The organism is Vibrio sp. PSi01, assembly GCF_054960695.1.
This window is the reverse complement of the sequence record NZ_JBHNYN010000003.1, coordinates 176,292-191,567: the sequence shown is the minus strand read 5'-3', so window position 1 is coordinate 191,567 and position 15,276 is coordinate 176,292. Positions and strand designations below refer to the sequence as shown.

Here is a 15,276-nt window from a genome sequence, read left to right as displayed (position 1 = left end):
GTGAGGCAACAAATTCAAAATGTGTAGGTTTCTACACATCGGGATCTGAAGGGTCTGTGATAGGGCTAGGAATAGGCAGTGTTTCTTGCTTAGGGCTGGGTTGAATTGGTTCTTTAGGTCCAAGGAATTTGGGTGCAGTACCAATAATATACAAATCAAGGAACGCTTTAGTTCGCGCGAACACTTCACGTAAACGTATGGTTGTTCCAGAGTGGTGAGTCGGACCTGAAACTGCCAAACATTGGGCGTGAATATCGTAAGAGCTTGCGATCAATAGTGCTCTTTCACAGTGGAATTCCTGTGTGATAATTAAAAAGTTATCGGTATCGAAGATCTTTTTGGCGCGAACAATTGAATCTAAAGTTCTGAAACCAGCGTAATCGAGATTGATGCGTTCATCGGGCACACCGGCTTTTAATAAGTCACGTTTCATTGTCCACGGTTCGTTATAAGAACGATGAGCGTTATCGCCACTCAGTAGAAATTGCTCTACTTTTTCACGATCGAATAACTCAATAGCAGCGTCAATTCGATGTTTGTAGTATTCGTTGAGTGTTCTACCTAGGTATTTACTGGTACCAAGTACAACGGCAACTTCGCGCTCTGGCACATCATCGATATGGTAGATGATGCGATCTTTTGCTTGCCATGAAACCCAATAATCAATCGCAATAACCGCAGCACTACCTACTAAGAACACGAGGAAAGCGCCAAACAGAAAACCTTGTAGTTTTTTGTAAGCTTTTTTTAAGTAGCTACGGAAAATGTGAGAATCAAATTTCACTCTCGGTATGGTCCTTTGGCTGAGCATTAATTTTTGAGTGCTCGATAATACCAAATAAAAATGAGAAAAATCAGCTAAAAAGACAAGACAGTGAAAAGAAAAAAGCCTCTGCATTGGCAGAGGCTCTAGTAAGAGTCGTTAACGCTCTTTATTTAGAATACAGTTCAATTTATTAGAACGCAGTACGCTTGTAGCGACGGTAAACCGGTTGCCAGAAATGTTGGTCAATTGCTTGTTGAAGAGCTTCATCTGTGATCTCTAACGCAACACCTTGTTCAATGGCTTTCTTACCAACGGCAAGAGCAATCTTCTTAGATACGGTGTGAATCTCTTCCAATGGTGGAAGTAACGCACCTGAACCATTGATGGCAAGTGGAGAACACGTAGCAAGAGCACGGCTTGATTCCATCAGCATCTCATCGGTGATACGTGAAGCGTTCACAGCCAATACACCAAGGCCAATACCAGGGAAGATGTAGCTGTTGTTACATTGAGCAATTGGGTAAGTAGTTCCGTTGTGAACCACTGGTTCAAATGGGCTACCTGTTGCAACAAGAGCTTGGCCATCAGTCCAACGAATAATGTCGTTTGGTGTCGCTTCAACACGGCTTGTTGGGTTCGACAGTGGGAATATAATAGGGCGCTCACAGTGAAGGTTCATCTCTTTGATGACTTCTTTGCTGAATAGACCCGGAGCACCAGATACACCAACTAATACGGTTGGTTTAGCGTGGCGAACAACGTCTAGTAGAGAGAAACCAGTACCGTCACTTTCCCAATCTTTAGTGTTAGCGTTGGTTTGAACCAAACGCTGTTGGAAATCAAGCAAGTTTTGCATGCCTTCCTGTAGCAGACCCCAACGGTCAACCATGTATACTTGAGAGCGAGCTTGTGCATCGCTGATACCTTCAGATACCATTTGTGCGATGATCGCTTCTGCAATACCACAACCTGCAGAACCCGCACCTAAGAAGGTTATTCGTTGATCTGACAGTTTGCTGTTTGCTGCTTTACATGCTGCAAGTAGAGAACCAACCGTTACCGCTGCTGTACCTTGGATATCATCGTTGAAACAACAGATGCGATCTTTATAACGCTCAAGTAGAGGCATTGCGTTCTTTTGTGCGAAATCTTCGAACTGAACTAATGCATCTGGCCAGCGACGTTGAACCGCTTGGATGAACTCTTCAACGAATGCGTCGTAGTCGGCACCTGTAATACGAGGATGACGCCAACCCATGTACATTGGATCTGCAAGACGTTGAGGGTTGTTAGTACCCACATCGAGCACGATTGGTAGCATGTAAGCTGGGCTGATACCGCCACAAGCTGTGTAAAGCGCTAGCTTACCAATTGGAATACCCATGCCACCGATGCCTTGGTCTCCCAAACCAAGAATGCGTTCACCGTCCGTAACCACGATAACTTTAACGTTGTGGTTTGTCGCATTATTCAGTAGATCATCGATACGATCGCGATTCGGGTATGAGATAAACAGACCACGGCCACGACGATAAATATTTGAGAAGTTCTCACATGCTGCGCCAACTGTTGGCGTGTAAATGATAGGCATCATTTCAGAGATGTGGTTTTGAACTAAACGATAAAAAAGCGTTTCATTAGTGTCTTGGATGTTACGTAGGTAAATATGCTTATCCATATCACTTTCGAAGTTACAATATTGTTTGTATGCACGTCCAACTTGCTCTTGGATTGTTTCGGTTGTTTCCGGTAACAAGCCTTCAAGGTTGAAAGAACTGCGCTCTTCAGCAGAGAATGCGCTGCCTTTGTTAAGAAGAGGGGTACTTAGTAAAGCAGGACCAGCATAAGGGATATACAGAGGGCGTTTATCGTTGTTCATTGGATGCCTAATATGGGAGAAAGGGTAACTGAAAAATGATAACGGTTTAGTTATTCAATTGTAAATAGTTTCCCTCCGATCTGAGCAAACAAAATGATATTCTTACCTATGTCCCACACTTATCGAATTTGAATGCCATAATTCGTTATACTTTGCTCACATTTTTTCGCGACGCTTCCTTTTTATGTCTCTACTTCCCATCGATTCTTATCAAAATGCATTCCACGATCAAATCGGCAGTTCTCACCTCGTAGTCGAAGCAGAAACCGGATCGGGCAAATCAACACGTTTACCGGTGTGGGCGTCTCAGCATGGGCGAGTACTTGTGGTAGAGCCAAGACGAATCGCCTGTACGTCATTAGCTAAATACCTCGCACAGCAATCGGGTGAGAAGTTGGGTAGCAAGGTCGGCTACGCCATTAAGCTTGAATCTGAATATAGCGAGCAAACCGATGTGGTTTTTGTGACTCCCGGAATCGCATTGCGTTGGTTATCTGAAGATGGACTTGCTAGTTTCGATGTCATTGTGGTGGATGAATTTCACGAGAGGCGCTGGGATATTGATCTGCTGGTGGCGATTCTGAAACAAAAAGCGAGTCATCGTTTGGTGATCACTTCTGCCACCATTGAAGGTGAGCGCCTTGCTCACTATCTGAATGCGAATCGAATAAGCTGTGAAGGCCGAACTTATCAAGTTGCTATTGAAAATAGGGCGAATGAATCAAGAGTATTACCCGATATTCGACATCTAGAGCAACGTATTGCTGAAGAAGTGAATCACCAACTGATCGCTTCTCGTGGCGATATTTTGGTTTTCCTGCCGGGTAAAAAAGAGATCGTGCATTGTGAGCAAACCTTGGCAAAGAATCCAGATATCCAAGTTGTTAAATTGCATGCATCAGTGAGTGATAAAGAACGAGGTTTAGCGCTCTCTGGTCGTAATATCGATACTAAAAATGACGGCGACAGTTTACGAAAAGTCATTTTGGCGACCAACGTTGCTGAAACCTCACTAACTATACCCGACATAGGTGTGGTGATAGATTCAGGGTTAGAAAGACGCACCGTTCAACGAAACGGAAGAACGACACTGATGCTTAAATCGATATCACGAGCGAGTGCCAAGCAACGAGCTGGCCGCGCGGGTAGGGTGATGGATGGTGTCTGTGTTCGTCTATATGGCGAGCATGCGGCGTTAGAATTAGTCACACCACCTGAACTGCAACGTGAAGAATTAACAGAACCTATGTTGGCCGCGGCATGTTGTGGTGCTCCGCTTGAGAGCTTGTCCTTCCTTGACCCTATTCCAGAGAAGTCATTAAATAGCGCGACTCAAACCTTGCTTACGATGGAGGCGATTAATACCGACCATCAAATTACCGAGCATGGAAAGAAACTTTACCCGCTGCCAATTGATGCCTTGTATGCCGATATTGTTACTCGAATTAAAAACAAAGCATTAAAAGAGGCGATGGTGGATCTCACGGCAGCGCTTTCAGTTCCGGCTCGTCTATACCAATTACCTAATAATGCAGACCATTTGGAAGCACTCGCTCAACAAGAGAAAGAAGGATGTGATTTATCCCTGTTAATTCAGATTGTACGCGGTCGTGATTATCCACATTTAGAAATAGATAAGCAGGCATTGAATGAAGCTCAAGGGTTGGCGACGCAAATGCGTGAGGTGTTTGAGCTTCCTCAGTTAGAAGTCGCGTCACGTTTCCAACGCATTGAACTGCTTAAGACTATTGTTAATTTACATCCTGAGCTCGTGTTTGTGCGCCGACTGAAGAGGAAAGAAGCCTTTGCCAACGGGATGTTAGAAGTAGTACTCGGTCGCCAGAATCGTTTCCCTGACAATGCGCAAGCTATGTTGGTGTTGGACACTCACAACTTACCGGGTCGTGGTGTGAAGCAAACACTGATCTTAGCTACGACCACTGCGCCTATTCCTTTAGAACTCGTTGTTGAAGCAGATTTGGGTGAATGGCAGCAAAGTGAAACCGTGGTCAATGACGAGGGCGTGTTTACTGAAATGGCATTGGTGTACGCTGGCCGCACGATTACGACTAAGCTGGTAGAGGCAGAAGGACCGTTGTCTTTAAAGCCTATCGTTGATCTCGTGGTAAGCGGTGCTCAGCTTCCTGGTTTTGCAGAGGCCCGTACTCAAGAGATTAAGCATTGGCAGCTTTACGTCAAACTCGGGCTAGATGAGCAGACTCAATTTACACCAGAGATCGAGCAATTGAGCTTTGAACTATGGCTTATAGAACAACTGGAAGTGTTAGGCGTGACGGATGTCAGCGAGCTGGAAATGTTTGAACATAACGACATTCCCTTTGATGGTATACCTGCTTGGCTGTATAACGAGTTCTCAGAAAAATATCCGTTTTCATTGTGCCTTGCCGACTTGCAGCTTGAGGTGGAATACTTGACTGGAAGGAAGCTGATTTACGTGCATTATCAATCGGGTAGTCGGAAGTTATCACCAAAACGCTGGGAGTTGCCTACATGGTCTGGATGGCGTATTCAGTACAAAAAAGCGAGCCGAATAATTGATATAAAATAGATGGATAAGTTTTATCTCTAAAATATTAATCAAATAGGCGCATATATTATTTTTCAGTGCTTATTATGTTACGGTTTTGATTTTTATATGCCTTTTTAACCAATCAAAAGGTCATAAAAGACTATTCTTCTATATCCTATTGCTATAAAGAAAAAGTTGATAGATATTGAGTATATTGTGTTGCCAAAGTGTCGGGGGACATCATGGATAAACAGGAAGAGACGCGTGTAGAGTTCGATTACACAACATTTCTTGGCGCCTCATGCAGTAAAAAGTGGACTTTTCTGGAAGCTCTTACCACAATTGCGCCAGTGTTCAGTACCGTCTGGCGAGATAGCATCAAAGAGTTGGGCACCCCAGAAGATCGTTTATGGCAGATGGCATTGAAATCAATGTCTACACGTAAAAGCGATGAATCAAATATTGTTACCTTGCTTAAACTTGCCAAACTAGAAGGGATCAACGAACTCAAAGTTGTGATGCCTTATTCTCTTGAAGAAGAGCAGATCGAATATATCGAATCACGTAGTCACTTAATGATTGCGGGAAATACTGGAGAAGAGCTTACCATTAAGCTTTAGCGACCAGTTTCAGCCATCAGTTTTAACCTACACTAAAAGTGTTCGGCAACTTATCAACAGACATAAAAAGGGCCTCAATGTTGAGGCCCTTTTTGTATCCAAGCTGTATTAGTCATCTAGCGTAATTAATCGATCAGTCCGTAGTCGGCACGTAATACATCGATGATCTCTTGCTTAGGGTTTTCACTCAGTACTATCTCTGCACCGGTGATTTTCGCTGCGATATCAAGGTAAGTACGAGAAAGAGACATCAATGCATCCAAAGGAAGTTCATTGTCACGAGCTAGAGCTTCACGTTCTGGCATACGCTCTTTGTTCAACAGAATGTCTGCATCAGGGAAGTAGTTAAGTAAGAACTGACGGAAACCTTCTTTTGAGTTCTCGACGATGTTGCCTTTGTTGTATTCTTGAGTATCCCAAATACGAGATGAATCAGGTGTACCGACCTCATCCATATAGATAAGCTTTTCTTTACCTTGAGCATCGTTTACATAACCGAACTCAAATTTAGTATCAACAAAGGTTTGATCGACGTTTGCGAGTGCTTGGCTAATTACGTTGAAGCCTTCTTTTAGAAGTTTTTCGTAATGCGTAATGTCACTGGCTTGAGTAAAGTTGAACGCAGCGAAGTTGTCTTCGATGTTGTTACGTGTGATGTTCACATCGTCAGCTTCTGGTACGCCAGGGATGCCTTTCAAAATCCCTTTTGTTGAAGGTGTGATCAGCAGTTCAGGTAGCTTCTTGTCTTTCTCTAGGCCTTCAGGCATCTCGATGCCGCAGAATTCACGTTCGCCGTTTGCGTATGCACGCCACATTGAACCTGTGATGTATTGACGACAAATCGCTTCAATCATTACTGGACGAGCTTTTTGAACAATCCATACGAATGGGTGAGGGATATCAAGAATATGACTGTCAGCAAGCCCGTTGTCTTTAAACAATTTGAACCAGTGATTAGAGATAGCATTCAGAGCTGCTCCTTTCCCCGGAACACCTTTAAGATTCCCTTCACCGCGCCAGATACAATCAAACGCAGAGATACGGTCACTGATCACCATGATGGCTAAAGGCGCATCCGGTGCTACGTCGTAGCCTTTGTCTTTAATTAGTCGTTGGCTATCTTCTTCAGTTAACCAGTAGACTGAGCGAACTTTGCCGCTGTGGACAGGTTTGTCAGTACGGATTGGTAGGTCATCATTTACGGCAAGAACTTGATCAGCAAGGCTCATTTAGACATTCCTATCTTTTATCAAACGTCATACAGAGAAGTGCGGTGTGCACATGATTAGACGGGCATTATACCCAATCTAGTCTTTGCTTCCAGAGAAAAAGCAATCGATTGCTAAATCTATTAATCAAATAAAAACCCCCCGCCTAACGACCCGCTTAAAAATTGGCGAATTGTAGGGCAGGGGAAGGCAGTCTATTGGCTGTGTTTTGGAGCTATGTTATCGAGCTATGTTTGTTAGCTAAATTGTTAAGCGAGGTGGCTTAGTGAATGCGTTCTGAATTGTCATCGATGAAGAACACTTCGCATTGAAAGCGTTGTCCTAACATTCTTAGATACTGTTGGCTGAATGAGTCGATAGAAGCACTTGCAACGATTGCGCTCGCATTCTTAGAGCGAATAGCTTTCTCGACTGTTTCTACTTCAGTCATTTGGTTAGAGGCTTTCATATGAATAACGCGGTCACAGCAAACATTATGTTGCTTCAGCTGCTTAGCGGATGGTCTCGGTGTTTGAGCCGTAAACAGTAACCACTGATGTTGATTGGACAGCAACGCCATTCTAGCGAACAACGCTTCCTCGTTTGAATTTTTGCTTTTACGAGAAACTGATGTAAATACGCAGTGAACTAGCGGGCTAGAGTGTTGGGCTTTAACGTGTGCTTGAATCATTTTGCTGTCCTTATATACATGCTGTATGTGTATACAGTAGTTTTAGTTGCTTATAAGATCAAGCATTTTTTGCGGGATTATTGGACGATTTTGTCTGAAGTTATAGGTGTGATGTTGTTAAGTTGTTGAAATTATTTAATAAATTAAATTCGAATGAATTTGTTGTTTTGTCTCATAATTTGAAAAAATGTGAGCTTTATACAGGTGTATACAGTGGTTTTGACAGAAAAGTACTGTATACGCCTGTATAGAAGAGAGAAGAGAGAAGAGAGAAGAGAGAAGAGAGAAGAGAGAAGAGAAAATCTAAAACCACAGACACAAAAAAAGCGCCTCAGGCGCTTTCTTATATTTCAATGTTGTTGCTTATCTTAATGTGGCTTGGGAGAGTTTTGTTCTCATCTCCATTTCACCAATATTGAACTGGCGAACATCAATGGTTGCAATGTCATTGCACTCTTTACATGCATGATGACACTTACCATCTAGGTAATCGTGCTTTTTAACTAGGCTTGGCTTTTTGCACCAATCACAAACGCCTTCTACTGTGAACATATTTTCTCCTCACCTGTATACGTCAGGTGTATTTTCGGCGCAAATTATGACATAAGTAAGCCCCATTAGTTAATAGTTTGTTACCTGTTTTTGAGAAGGGGATCGATTGCAACACTAATAAAATCGATATATTTGCGAATTGGAAAGCCAAAGGTGTGTGGTTGTTTACGGTTTTGTAACATTTTGTAAGATGGTTTTTAGCGCATTGTTCAAACGTTTCATTTCTTCGTCACATCCATGACCATCCGGATGATAGATCTTAGAGAGCTGCTTGTATCGGGTTTTGATATTTTTTTGATCAGGAATCGAGCTTGGCGTGTACCCGAATAACGCGCAGGCTACCTGCAAGTTATTCAGACCTTTGCTGTTTTTTTGTTTTTTTAATTCGTTGTAAATGGTTTGAAGCTGACGCTTTTGTTGCTTAATGGTCAAATCTTTCGAGCTAATCTGTGCTTCAAGTGTCTGTTTTTGCTGACCCAATTCACCCGATTTCAAAGTCAGTCTTTTTTTAGATATGACCAGCGTCATGATGATACTGGCAATTGAAATCAACAGGGCCAAGGCTACACCAATCAGATAGTCCGAATGCGTTAGGTTAGAACGGATAGCCGCCTTTTTAGAGGACTGAACTGTGCTAGCTTCAGCATTGACGTTGTCATTAAGCTGCTCAATTGAAGAGATCTGCTTTGCACGTTGTTGATTAAATTGTTCTTCTAGAATGCGATTGTAGCCCTCTTCTGCGTCAGAATTGTCTTTCAAAGCAGCTTCATACCATAGCTGTGCGGCATCTAATGGCTGAAGGAGATCTTCATCAAGTGAGGACTCATAGATCTTAGCCGCCTCAAAGGGGGCGCGCTTGTTGCCTTGCAGTGCCGCTTTGATGAACCATTCTAAAGCGAGCTTGCTATCTTGCTCTATTCTTGTTCCTGCCAAGTACCATTCGCCAAGTCTAAATTGTGCATCTGGATTGCCATTGTCCGCTGATTGCGAGTACCAATAGAATGCGTCGTCGATATTTTGAGGCACATTAATTCCCAGCTCATACGCTTGAGCTAATTGATACTGAGAAGCTGGGTCTTGAGGTTGTGAGTTCAATGAGAGTTGAGCATGAGCTAAATTTGGGGCGATCAGTGTTAGGGCTAGAAATAAAGTTCTAAGAAGTGACGATGACCAGAAGTTGGATAAGATAAGCAAAAGATAAGTCTCGTAAAAAAGCCCAGTGCTGATGTATCAGTATGAATACGCTATGTGGCTGAGTGTTAAGTCGCAACGCTTAAAATAAACCATACGACTGACAAGCAACTATATAGTGGTTAATTCAATAGATAAAGGTTACTGGGCTTTAATCGTGCTACTTAAGCGGCAAGATTTGAATTTCTACGCGACGGTTACAAGCACGACCTTGAGACGTGTTGTTGTCACATAGAGGGTAACGTTCGCCGTTACCACGAGCGATGGCACGGCCTGCAGCGACATCTTGAGAAATCAAGAATGCGCGAACCGATTCAGCACGACGCTCAGAAAGAATTTGGTTAGTTGATTCACTGCCAGTGCTGTCTGTATGGCCGTCGATCACGAGGCTTGTGTCAGGGTATTCAACTAAGATACGAGCAACACCGCGTAGTGTGTTGTGAATGCTTGATTCTAAAGCGTAAGAGCCCGAATCAAAACCGATCCCATTTTCTAGGCGAAGCAGGAGTTGGTTCTCACCAACACGTTCCACTTGAACGCCAGAGTTCATGAGCTCTTCACGAAGTGCAGCTTCTTGTTGGTCGAAGTAGTAACCAATACCACCACCGACAGCCGCGCCACCTGCAGCGCCGATCAATGCACGCTTGCGGCGATCTTTAGAGTCGTCACCTGTTGCAACACCAGCTACTGCACCAGCGATAGCACCAATTAGAGCACCTTGAGTTGCAGAGTTCGTCTCAGATTCACCCGTTGTCGCATTTTGGCGTTGAGTTGCCTGACACCCCGTTAAAGCGACAGTAAGCGCTAGGGCTAAAGTGATTTTTTTCAACGTATTTCTCCATCATGTACTTCTGTCAAACCTATGGGTAACGAATGACAAGCATAGTCCTGTAAATATTAATAATGGTTTTATCAATACGTTGAAGCAATGTAAAGCGGCTCTATGATTTTGTTATCTTTTTAGCAGCCTGGGCCCCGGCAACTGGTCTATTAACAGACAATTTACGACCTTTCTTCAAGCCAACTTCATAATCAGCGGTGAGGTTTTTCATCGCTTCTCTTAATTGTTGCTTGAAGGTCTCACGGTCGATATTTTTGAATTCTTTATCGATGTAGTTATTGATCTTGTTGTTTGATTCATCGTCTGGAGTAATGGTTGGTAGCTTTTCCAGTGCGCCTTCAACCCAACCAGAGACAAATGAATTCACACGACGTGTCACTTCAAGCGACCCTGTTCCAGAACCAGCAAAGCTATTTCTGAATTGGCCTGTATGTTCATTTAGCTCGCGATAAATAATATCGAATGCGAATGCAGCAAAGATAGCGCGATCCGCTTCACCTATAAACTCCACTCGTTTAAGGCCTTTGTGATTCAATAACACCGCCTCTACGCCAAACTTGGTGTTAATACCGCGAATAACACGCAGCAGTGTAGAACTGATATTTGCAGGTAGCAGGTGAGAGGATTGAGTCTTTCCCATCTTGATAAATTCAATATCGTCTTTTTCGAGACCATATTTCAGCATCAAGTTATGCGCCATTTTTATCGCATTGGCAGCTTCATTGACGTTCGCAGAATTTCCAAGCTCAAGACACTTGGCAATTTTCTTTAGGGCTTTTTTCTTATCCATCGACTACTTAATCATTACCGCAAATTTTTAAAAGTCCGACATTTTACATGTTTTGGCGGTTAACAGCAAAGTCAAAAGTCATTTGTCGGTGTGTGGCCATCCGCTATTAAGGAGGGTAAAGGCGGCTTTTGAAGAATACAAAAACGCCATCAAGTGTATTGATGGCGATAGTGACCCGATTTTCTGGATTAACTAGTACTTTCGCAAACTAGATACCAAGTTCATCGAGTAGATCCGCTGCAGAATCATTGCCTGAGTTTTGTGCTGGCTTGTTGGTTTCTTGCATTTTCTTCTGAGTCGCCTCAAGAATGCTATCTGGGCACTCGTCTTCAGTGATTTCAAATTCTTCTAATTGGATGAATTCCGTCTTATCCATTGCAAGCTCAAGATAGAAGATGTTGTTGTTTGCAGTCGAGAAGGTCACACGACGGGCTTGTGGACGATCGAGGTTGGTATCAACAGAAAGGTTTACTTGTTTATTCAGTGCCAGCATTTTCGGTTGGTTCTGCGTGATGTTAGTTTGCAGTTCCTTACGGATTTTGTTGGTGAAATCACCGACAAGTTGGTTCATCAGCTCGCCCAATACATCACCCACTTCGTCTGAAGTATGCAGTACCGCCAGTTCGTCTTCAGGCATGCCCATATTACGCATGTAGTTGGTATAGATCTCTAACGCGGCTTTCGACGTAAAATTGATGACAACAAGACCAGAAAAGCCACCGTCAAATAAGACGAAACAACCAAAGTCTGGCTTCAGACTTGTCTTGTTGATCTTTTGAACCATAGCTGAATAGGACACCTGAGAAGCCGTCGCTGAAGTGAGTACGCTTGAGACTGATTGGCATAGCTTAAGAAGAATATCTTCAGTTGTGACTGTTTTGTTTTTTTTCATTGTGATGTGCTCATGGAGATGTCTTAAACAAAATGTTATTCAGTATATTGTGACTGAATTAAGACGAAAGTGACTATTTCTCCATTCTTGCACTGAGATTCTGATTTGATCACCTTTTTATATGATCTTAATAGTAGTAAAGTGACGAAATTCAAAGAAAATTATTAAAAATCTCAGATAACCCAATGCTGATAGGATCAGCGAAGTAGGGGCAGGAAGCAAATGTTACCAAGACTTCAACTCAATGCTGATGTCGATCCAGTTGTCGTACGCTTTTTAGATGAACTAAAAACAGCGGGCTTTACTGGCGACATTGAATCTCAATATTCTAGCCGTTTGGCTGTGGCGACTGATAACAGTGTCTATCAGCAATTGCCGCAGGCGGTCATCCTTCCTAAAACAACTCAAGACGTTGTGCTGCTCGGCAAAGTGGGCTCTAAATCTGCTTACGAACGCGTGACTTTTTCTCCTCGTGGCGGTGGTACCGGAACCAACGGACAATCCTTAACAAAAGGTGTCGTGGTTGACCTATCACGCTACATGAACAAGGTTCTTGAGATTAACGAGAAAGAAGGCTGGGTAAGAGTTCAGTCTGGTGTCGTTAAAGACCAATTGAACGATGCAGTTCGCCCTTATGGTTACTTTTTCTCTCCTGACCTATCAACCAGTAACCGAGCGACGTTAGGCGGCATGATTAACACTGATGCTTCTGGCCAAGGGTCATTGAAGTACGGTAAAACGTCAGATCATGTATTGTCATTGCAAGCGGTGTTTGCGGATGGCTCATGTCTTGAATCTGATTTATCACATGGCTTACCTACTGAAGGTGAGTTTGCCCATCATGCACTTGCCGTTACTGAAGCCGTGTGTCGAGATAAGCGTGCTCAGATCCTCAATAAATTCCCTCCGTTAAACCGCTTCCTTACGGGTTACGACCTGAAGAACGCGATTAGCGAACAAGATGATAGCTTTGATCTTACACGTGTACTGTGTGGCGCAGAGGGCTCATTAGCATTTATTACGGAAGCAAAATTAAACCTAACGAAGATTCCAAAAGCGCGGACATTGGTTAACGTGAAATACAATACGTTTGATTCAGCGCTGCGTAATGCTCCGTTCATGGTAGAAGCGAAAGCGTTGTCTGTAGAAACGGTAGATTCAAGAGTATTGAACCTAGCGAAGCAAGATATCGTTTGGCACACCGTGAGCGACCTGCTGATGGATGTTCCAGATAAAGAGATGCTTGGCATCAACATGGTTGAGTTTGCAGGTCAAGATGAAGCGGAAGTTGAACAACAAGTTCAAGCGCTGACTGCACAGCTTGAAAGTATGGTAGAAACCGAAGAAGCGGGTGTGATTGGCTTCCAAGTGTGCAGCGACTTAGCGAGCATAGGTCGAATCTACAACATGCGTAAAAAAGCGGTGGGTCTATTAGGTGCGGCGAAAGGCCGAGCTAAACCGGTCGCTTTTGCTGAAGATACCTGTGTTCCACCGGAAAACTTGGCGGACTTCATTTCTGAATTTAGAGTGCTGCTCGATTCAAAAGAGCTGAACTACGGCATGTTTGGTCACGTTGATGCGGGCGTATTACACGTTCGTCCGGCACTTGATCTGTGTGACCCGATGCAAGAAGCACTGATGCACGAAGTCTCTGATGAAGTGGTTAAGCTGGTGGCGAAATACGGCGGCTTGATGTGGGGTGAACACGGTAAAGGTTTCCGTTCTGAATATGGGCCAGACTTTTTTGGTGAAGAGCTGTTTACTGAGTTAAGACGTGTTAAAGCAGCGTTTGACCCGCACAACAAGATGAACCCAGGCAAGATCTGTACGCCATTAGAAAGCGACGCTGAATTGGTGAAAGTCACCGATACCAAGCGTGGCTTCTACGACCGCCAGATCGACGTACAAGTTCGTGATAGCTTCAAACAAGCCATGGAATGTAATGGTAACGGCTTGTGCTTCAACTACGATACTAGCTCGCCAATGTGCCCTTCGATGAAAGTCACGGCTGACCGTCGTCATTCACCAAAAGGCCGTGCAGGTTTAGTAAGAGAGTGGTTGCGTCAGCTAACGGAACAAGGCGTCGATATTCTCGATTTAGAGCAAGAAGCGCTGAAGGACAATACTCCGGTCAAAACCATGGTGGAACGTGTTCGCAATACAATGAACAAACGCCATGAATATGATTTTTCTCATGAAGTTCACGAAGCGATGAATGGTTGTCTCGCATGTAAAGCGTGTGCGAGCCAGTGTCCGATTAAAGTTGATGTTCCGAGCTTCCGTTCTCGATTCTTAAACATTTATTACTCACGCTACCAACGCCCTGCAAAAGACTACTTAGTCGCTAACATTGAAACCATGCTGCCGCTAATGGCGAAAGCGCCAAAGGTTGTTAATGCTGCCTTGGGTCAAAAGTGGATACAAACCGCAACAGCGAAAACGGTTGGTTATGTTGATGCACCACTGATGTCGGTGCCTACACTTAAAAATCGCCTAGCGAGCAAAGAGCTGCAACTGTTCGATCTTCAATATCTAGAAAGGCTCTCTTCTGAGCAGAAGAAACAGCACGTGTTGATCGTTCAAGACCCGTTTACTAGCTTCTATGATGCAGAAGTTGTTGAAGACTTCGTTACTCTGGCTCAAAAGCTTGGTAAAACCCCTGTGTTACTGCCATTCAAGCCGAATGGTAAAGCACTGCATATCAAAGGCTTCTTAAGCCGTTTTGCTCGTGAAGCTAAATCGACCTCTGATTTCTTGTCGATGGTGGCTGATATCGGCATTCCTTTAGTGGGTGTCGACCCTGCACTAGTGCTTTGCTACCGTGATGAATATGTCGAGATCTTAGCTGATAAACGTGGTGATTTTGATGTACTGACAGTCCATGAATGGTTACTGCCATCGTTAGGTGATTTTGAAGCGCGCTCTGCAAGTGAAGAAGTTTGGTACTTGTTTGCTCACTGTACTGAGAAAACCAAAATGCCGAACGCAGAAAAAGAGTGGAGCACTATTTTCAAGCACTTTGGTGCTGCGTTAACCAGTGTTCCTGTCGGCTGTTGTGGTATGGCGGGTACTTTTGGCCACGAAGTGGATAAGCTACAAATGTCGAAAGACATATACGGTTTAAGCTGGAAGCCTCAAATGCAGGACTTACCAAAAGATCGTTGCTTGGTGACAGGTTATTCCTGCCGCAGCCAAGTGAAGCGTTTTGAGGGTGAGAAGCTTGCCCACCCATTACAGGCGCTTGCCAAAATTCTTTAAACTATTTAGCCCAGCAATTGCTGGGCTTTTTTCTAAACTAACAATGGAATTGTTAATA

General features: G+C 43.7%; 12 protein-coding genes. 3 read left to right on the top strand and 9 right to left on the bottom strand.

Annotated elements, in window-relative coordinates; all coding sequences use genetic code 11:
* Positions 1 to 31: 31 nt before the first annotated feature.
* On the bottom strand, positions 32 to 784 hold the full coding sequence (locus ACFI6G_RS06200) for a SanA/YdcF family protein (RefSeq protein WP_010438215.1): 753 nt from the start codon (positions 782 to 784) through the stop codon (positions 32 to 34).
* A 172-nt stretch (positions 785 to 956) separates the two neighbouring features.
* Positions 957 to 2,645, bottom strand: coding sequence for an NAD-dependent malic enzyme (locus tag ACFI6G_RS06195; RefSeq protein ID WP_010438217.1), 1,689 nt, complete (start codon positions 2,643 to 2,645; stop codon positions 957 to 959).
* A 184-nt stretch (positions 2,646 to 2,829) separates the two neighbouring features.
* Here ACFI6G_RS06195 and ACFI6G_RS06190 point away from each other — a divergent pair, with 184 nt between their 5' ends.
* Both ACFI6G_RS06190 and ACFI6G_RS06185 read left to right on the top strand, forming a co-directional pair.
* Positions 2,830 to 5,214: a helicase-related protein gene (locus tag ACFI6G_RS06190; RefSeq protein WP_462710183.1), complete on the top strand. Its 2,385-nt coding sequence runs from the start codon at positions 2,830 to 2,832 to the stop codon at positions 5,212 to 5,214.
* A gap of 203 nt (positions 5,215 to 5,417) precedes the next feature.
* Positions 5,418 to 5,795 carry a hypothetical protein gene (locus tag ACFI6G_RS06185; protein WP_010438222.1) on the top strand — a complete coding sequence of 126 codons (378 nt, stop codon included), beginning with the start codon at positions 5,418 to 5,420 and terminating at the stop codon, positions 5,793 to 5,795.
* Between the two features lie 125 nt (positions 5,796 to 5,920).
* On the opposite strand, the gene ACFI6G_RS06180 is transcribed toward ACFI6G_RS06185, so the two are convergent.
* From ACFI6G_RS06180 to ACFI6G_RS06150, 7 genes are all read right to left on the bottom strand, one after another.
* Positions 5,921 to 7,024 (bottom strand): phosphoribosylaminoimidazolesuccinocarboxamide synthase, encoded by a 1,104-nt coding sequence (locus ACFI6G_RS06180; RefSeq protein WP_016783900.1) that lies wholly within the window; start codon positions 7,022 to 7,024, stop codon positions 5,921 to 5,923.
* Positions 7,025 to 7,286: 262 nt separating this feature from the next.
* A complete protein-coding gene (locus ACFI6G_RS06175) occupies positions 7,287 to 7,694 on the bottom strand; it encodes a SulA-like leucine-rich domain-containing protein (RefSeq protein ID WP_462710182.1) in 408 nt (135 codons plus the stop codon).
* 363 nt (positions 7,695 to 8,057) lie between these two features.
* Positions 8,058 to 8,246, bottom strand: a complete 189-nt coding sequence (locus ACFI6G_RS06170) for a hypothetical protein (protein WP_010438232.1) — start codon at positions 8,244 to 8,246, stop codon at positions 8,058 to 8,060.
* 165 nt (positions 8,247 to 8,411) lie between these two features.
* Positions 8,412 to 9,440, bottom strand: coding sequence for a J domain-containing protein (locus ACFI6G_RS06165; RefSeq protein ID WP_010438235.1), 1,029 nt, complete (start codon positions 9,438 to 9,440; stop codon positions 8,412 to 8,414).
* Between the two features lie 157 nt (positions 9,441 to 9,597).
* Complete coding sequence (locus ACFI6G_RS06160; protein WP_010438238.1) at positions 9,598 to 10,266, bottom strand: OmpA family protein; 669 nt, start codon at positions 10,264 to 10,266, stop codon at positions 9,598 to 9,600.
* Positions 10,267 to 10,378: 112 nt separating this feature from the next.
* Positions 10,379 to 11,068, bottom strand: coding sequence for a DUF2786 domain-containing protein (locus ACFI6G_RS06155; RefSeq protein ID WP_010438241.1), 690 nt, complete (start codon positions 11,066 to 11,068; stop codon positions 10,379 to 10,381).
* 208 nt (positions 11,069 to 11,276) lie between these two features.
* On the bottom strand, positions 11,277 to 11,960 hold the full coding sequence (locus tag ACFI6G_RS06150) for a DUF3334 family protein (protein ID WP_010438244.1): 684 nt from the start codon (positions 11,958 to 11,960) through the stop codon (positions 11,277 to 11,279).
* Between the two features lie 222 nt (positions 11,961 to 12,182).
* Between ACFI6G_RS06150 and ydiJ the strand changes: the two genes are divergently transcribed.
* Complete coding sequence (gene ydiJ / locus ACFI6G_RS06145; protein ID WP_462710181.1) at positions 12,183 to 15,218, top strand: D-2-hydroxyglutarate dehydrogenase YdiJ; 3,036 nt, start codon at positions 12,183 to 12,185, stop codon at positions 15,216 to 15,218.
* Positions 15,219 to 15,276: the final 58 nt, after the last annotated feature.

Bases quoted from the DNA above. Each gene is read 5' to 3' on its own strand.
- ACFI6G_RS06195 (WP_010438217.1), bottom strand. From the start codon at position 2,645: ATGAACAACGATAAACGCCCTCTGTATATCCCTTATGCTGGTCCTGCT.
- ACFI6G_RS06190 (WP_462710183.1), top strand. From the start codon at position 2,830: ATGTCTCTACTTCCCATCGATTCTTATCAAAATGCATTCCACGATCAA.
- ACFI6G_RS06185 (WP_010438222.1), top strand. From the start codon at position 5,418: ATGGATAAACAGGAAGAGACGCGTGTAGAGTTCGATTACACAACATTT.
- ACFI6G_RS06180 (WP_016783900.1), bottom strand. From the start codon at position 7,024: ATGAGCCTTGCTGATCAAGTTCTTGCCGTAAATGATGACCTACCAATC.
- ACFI6G_RS06175 (WP_462710182.1), bottom strand. From the start codon at position 7,694: ATGATTCAAGCACACGTTAAAGCCCAACACTCTAGCCCGCTAGTTCAC.
- ACFI6G_RS06170 (WP_010438232.1), bottom strand. From the start codon at position 8,246: ATGTTCACAGTAGAAGGCGTTTGTGATTGGTGCAAAAAGCCAAGCCTA.
- ACFI6G_RS06155 (WP_010438241.1), bottom strand. From the start codon at position 11,068: ATGGATAAGAAAAAAGCCCTAAAGAAAATTGCCAAGTGTCTTGAGCTT.
- ACFI6G_RS06150 (WP_010438244.1), bottom strand. From the start codon at position 11,960: ATGAAAAAAAACAAAACAGTCACAACTGAAGATATTCTTCTTAAGCTA.
- ydiJ (WP_462710181.1), top strand. From the start codon at position 12,183: ATGTTACCAAGACTTCAACTCAATGCTGATGTCGATCCAGTTGTCGTA.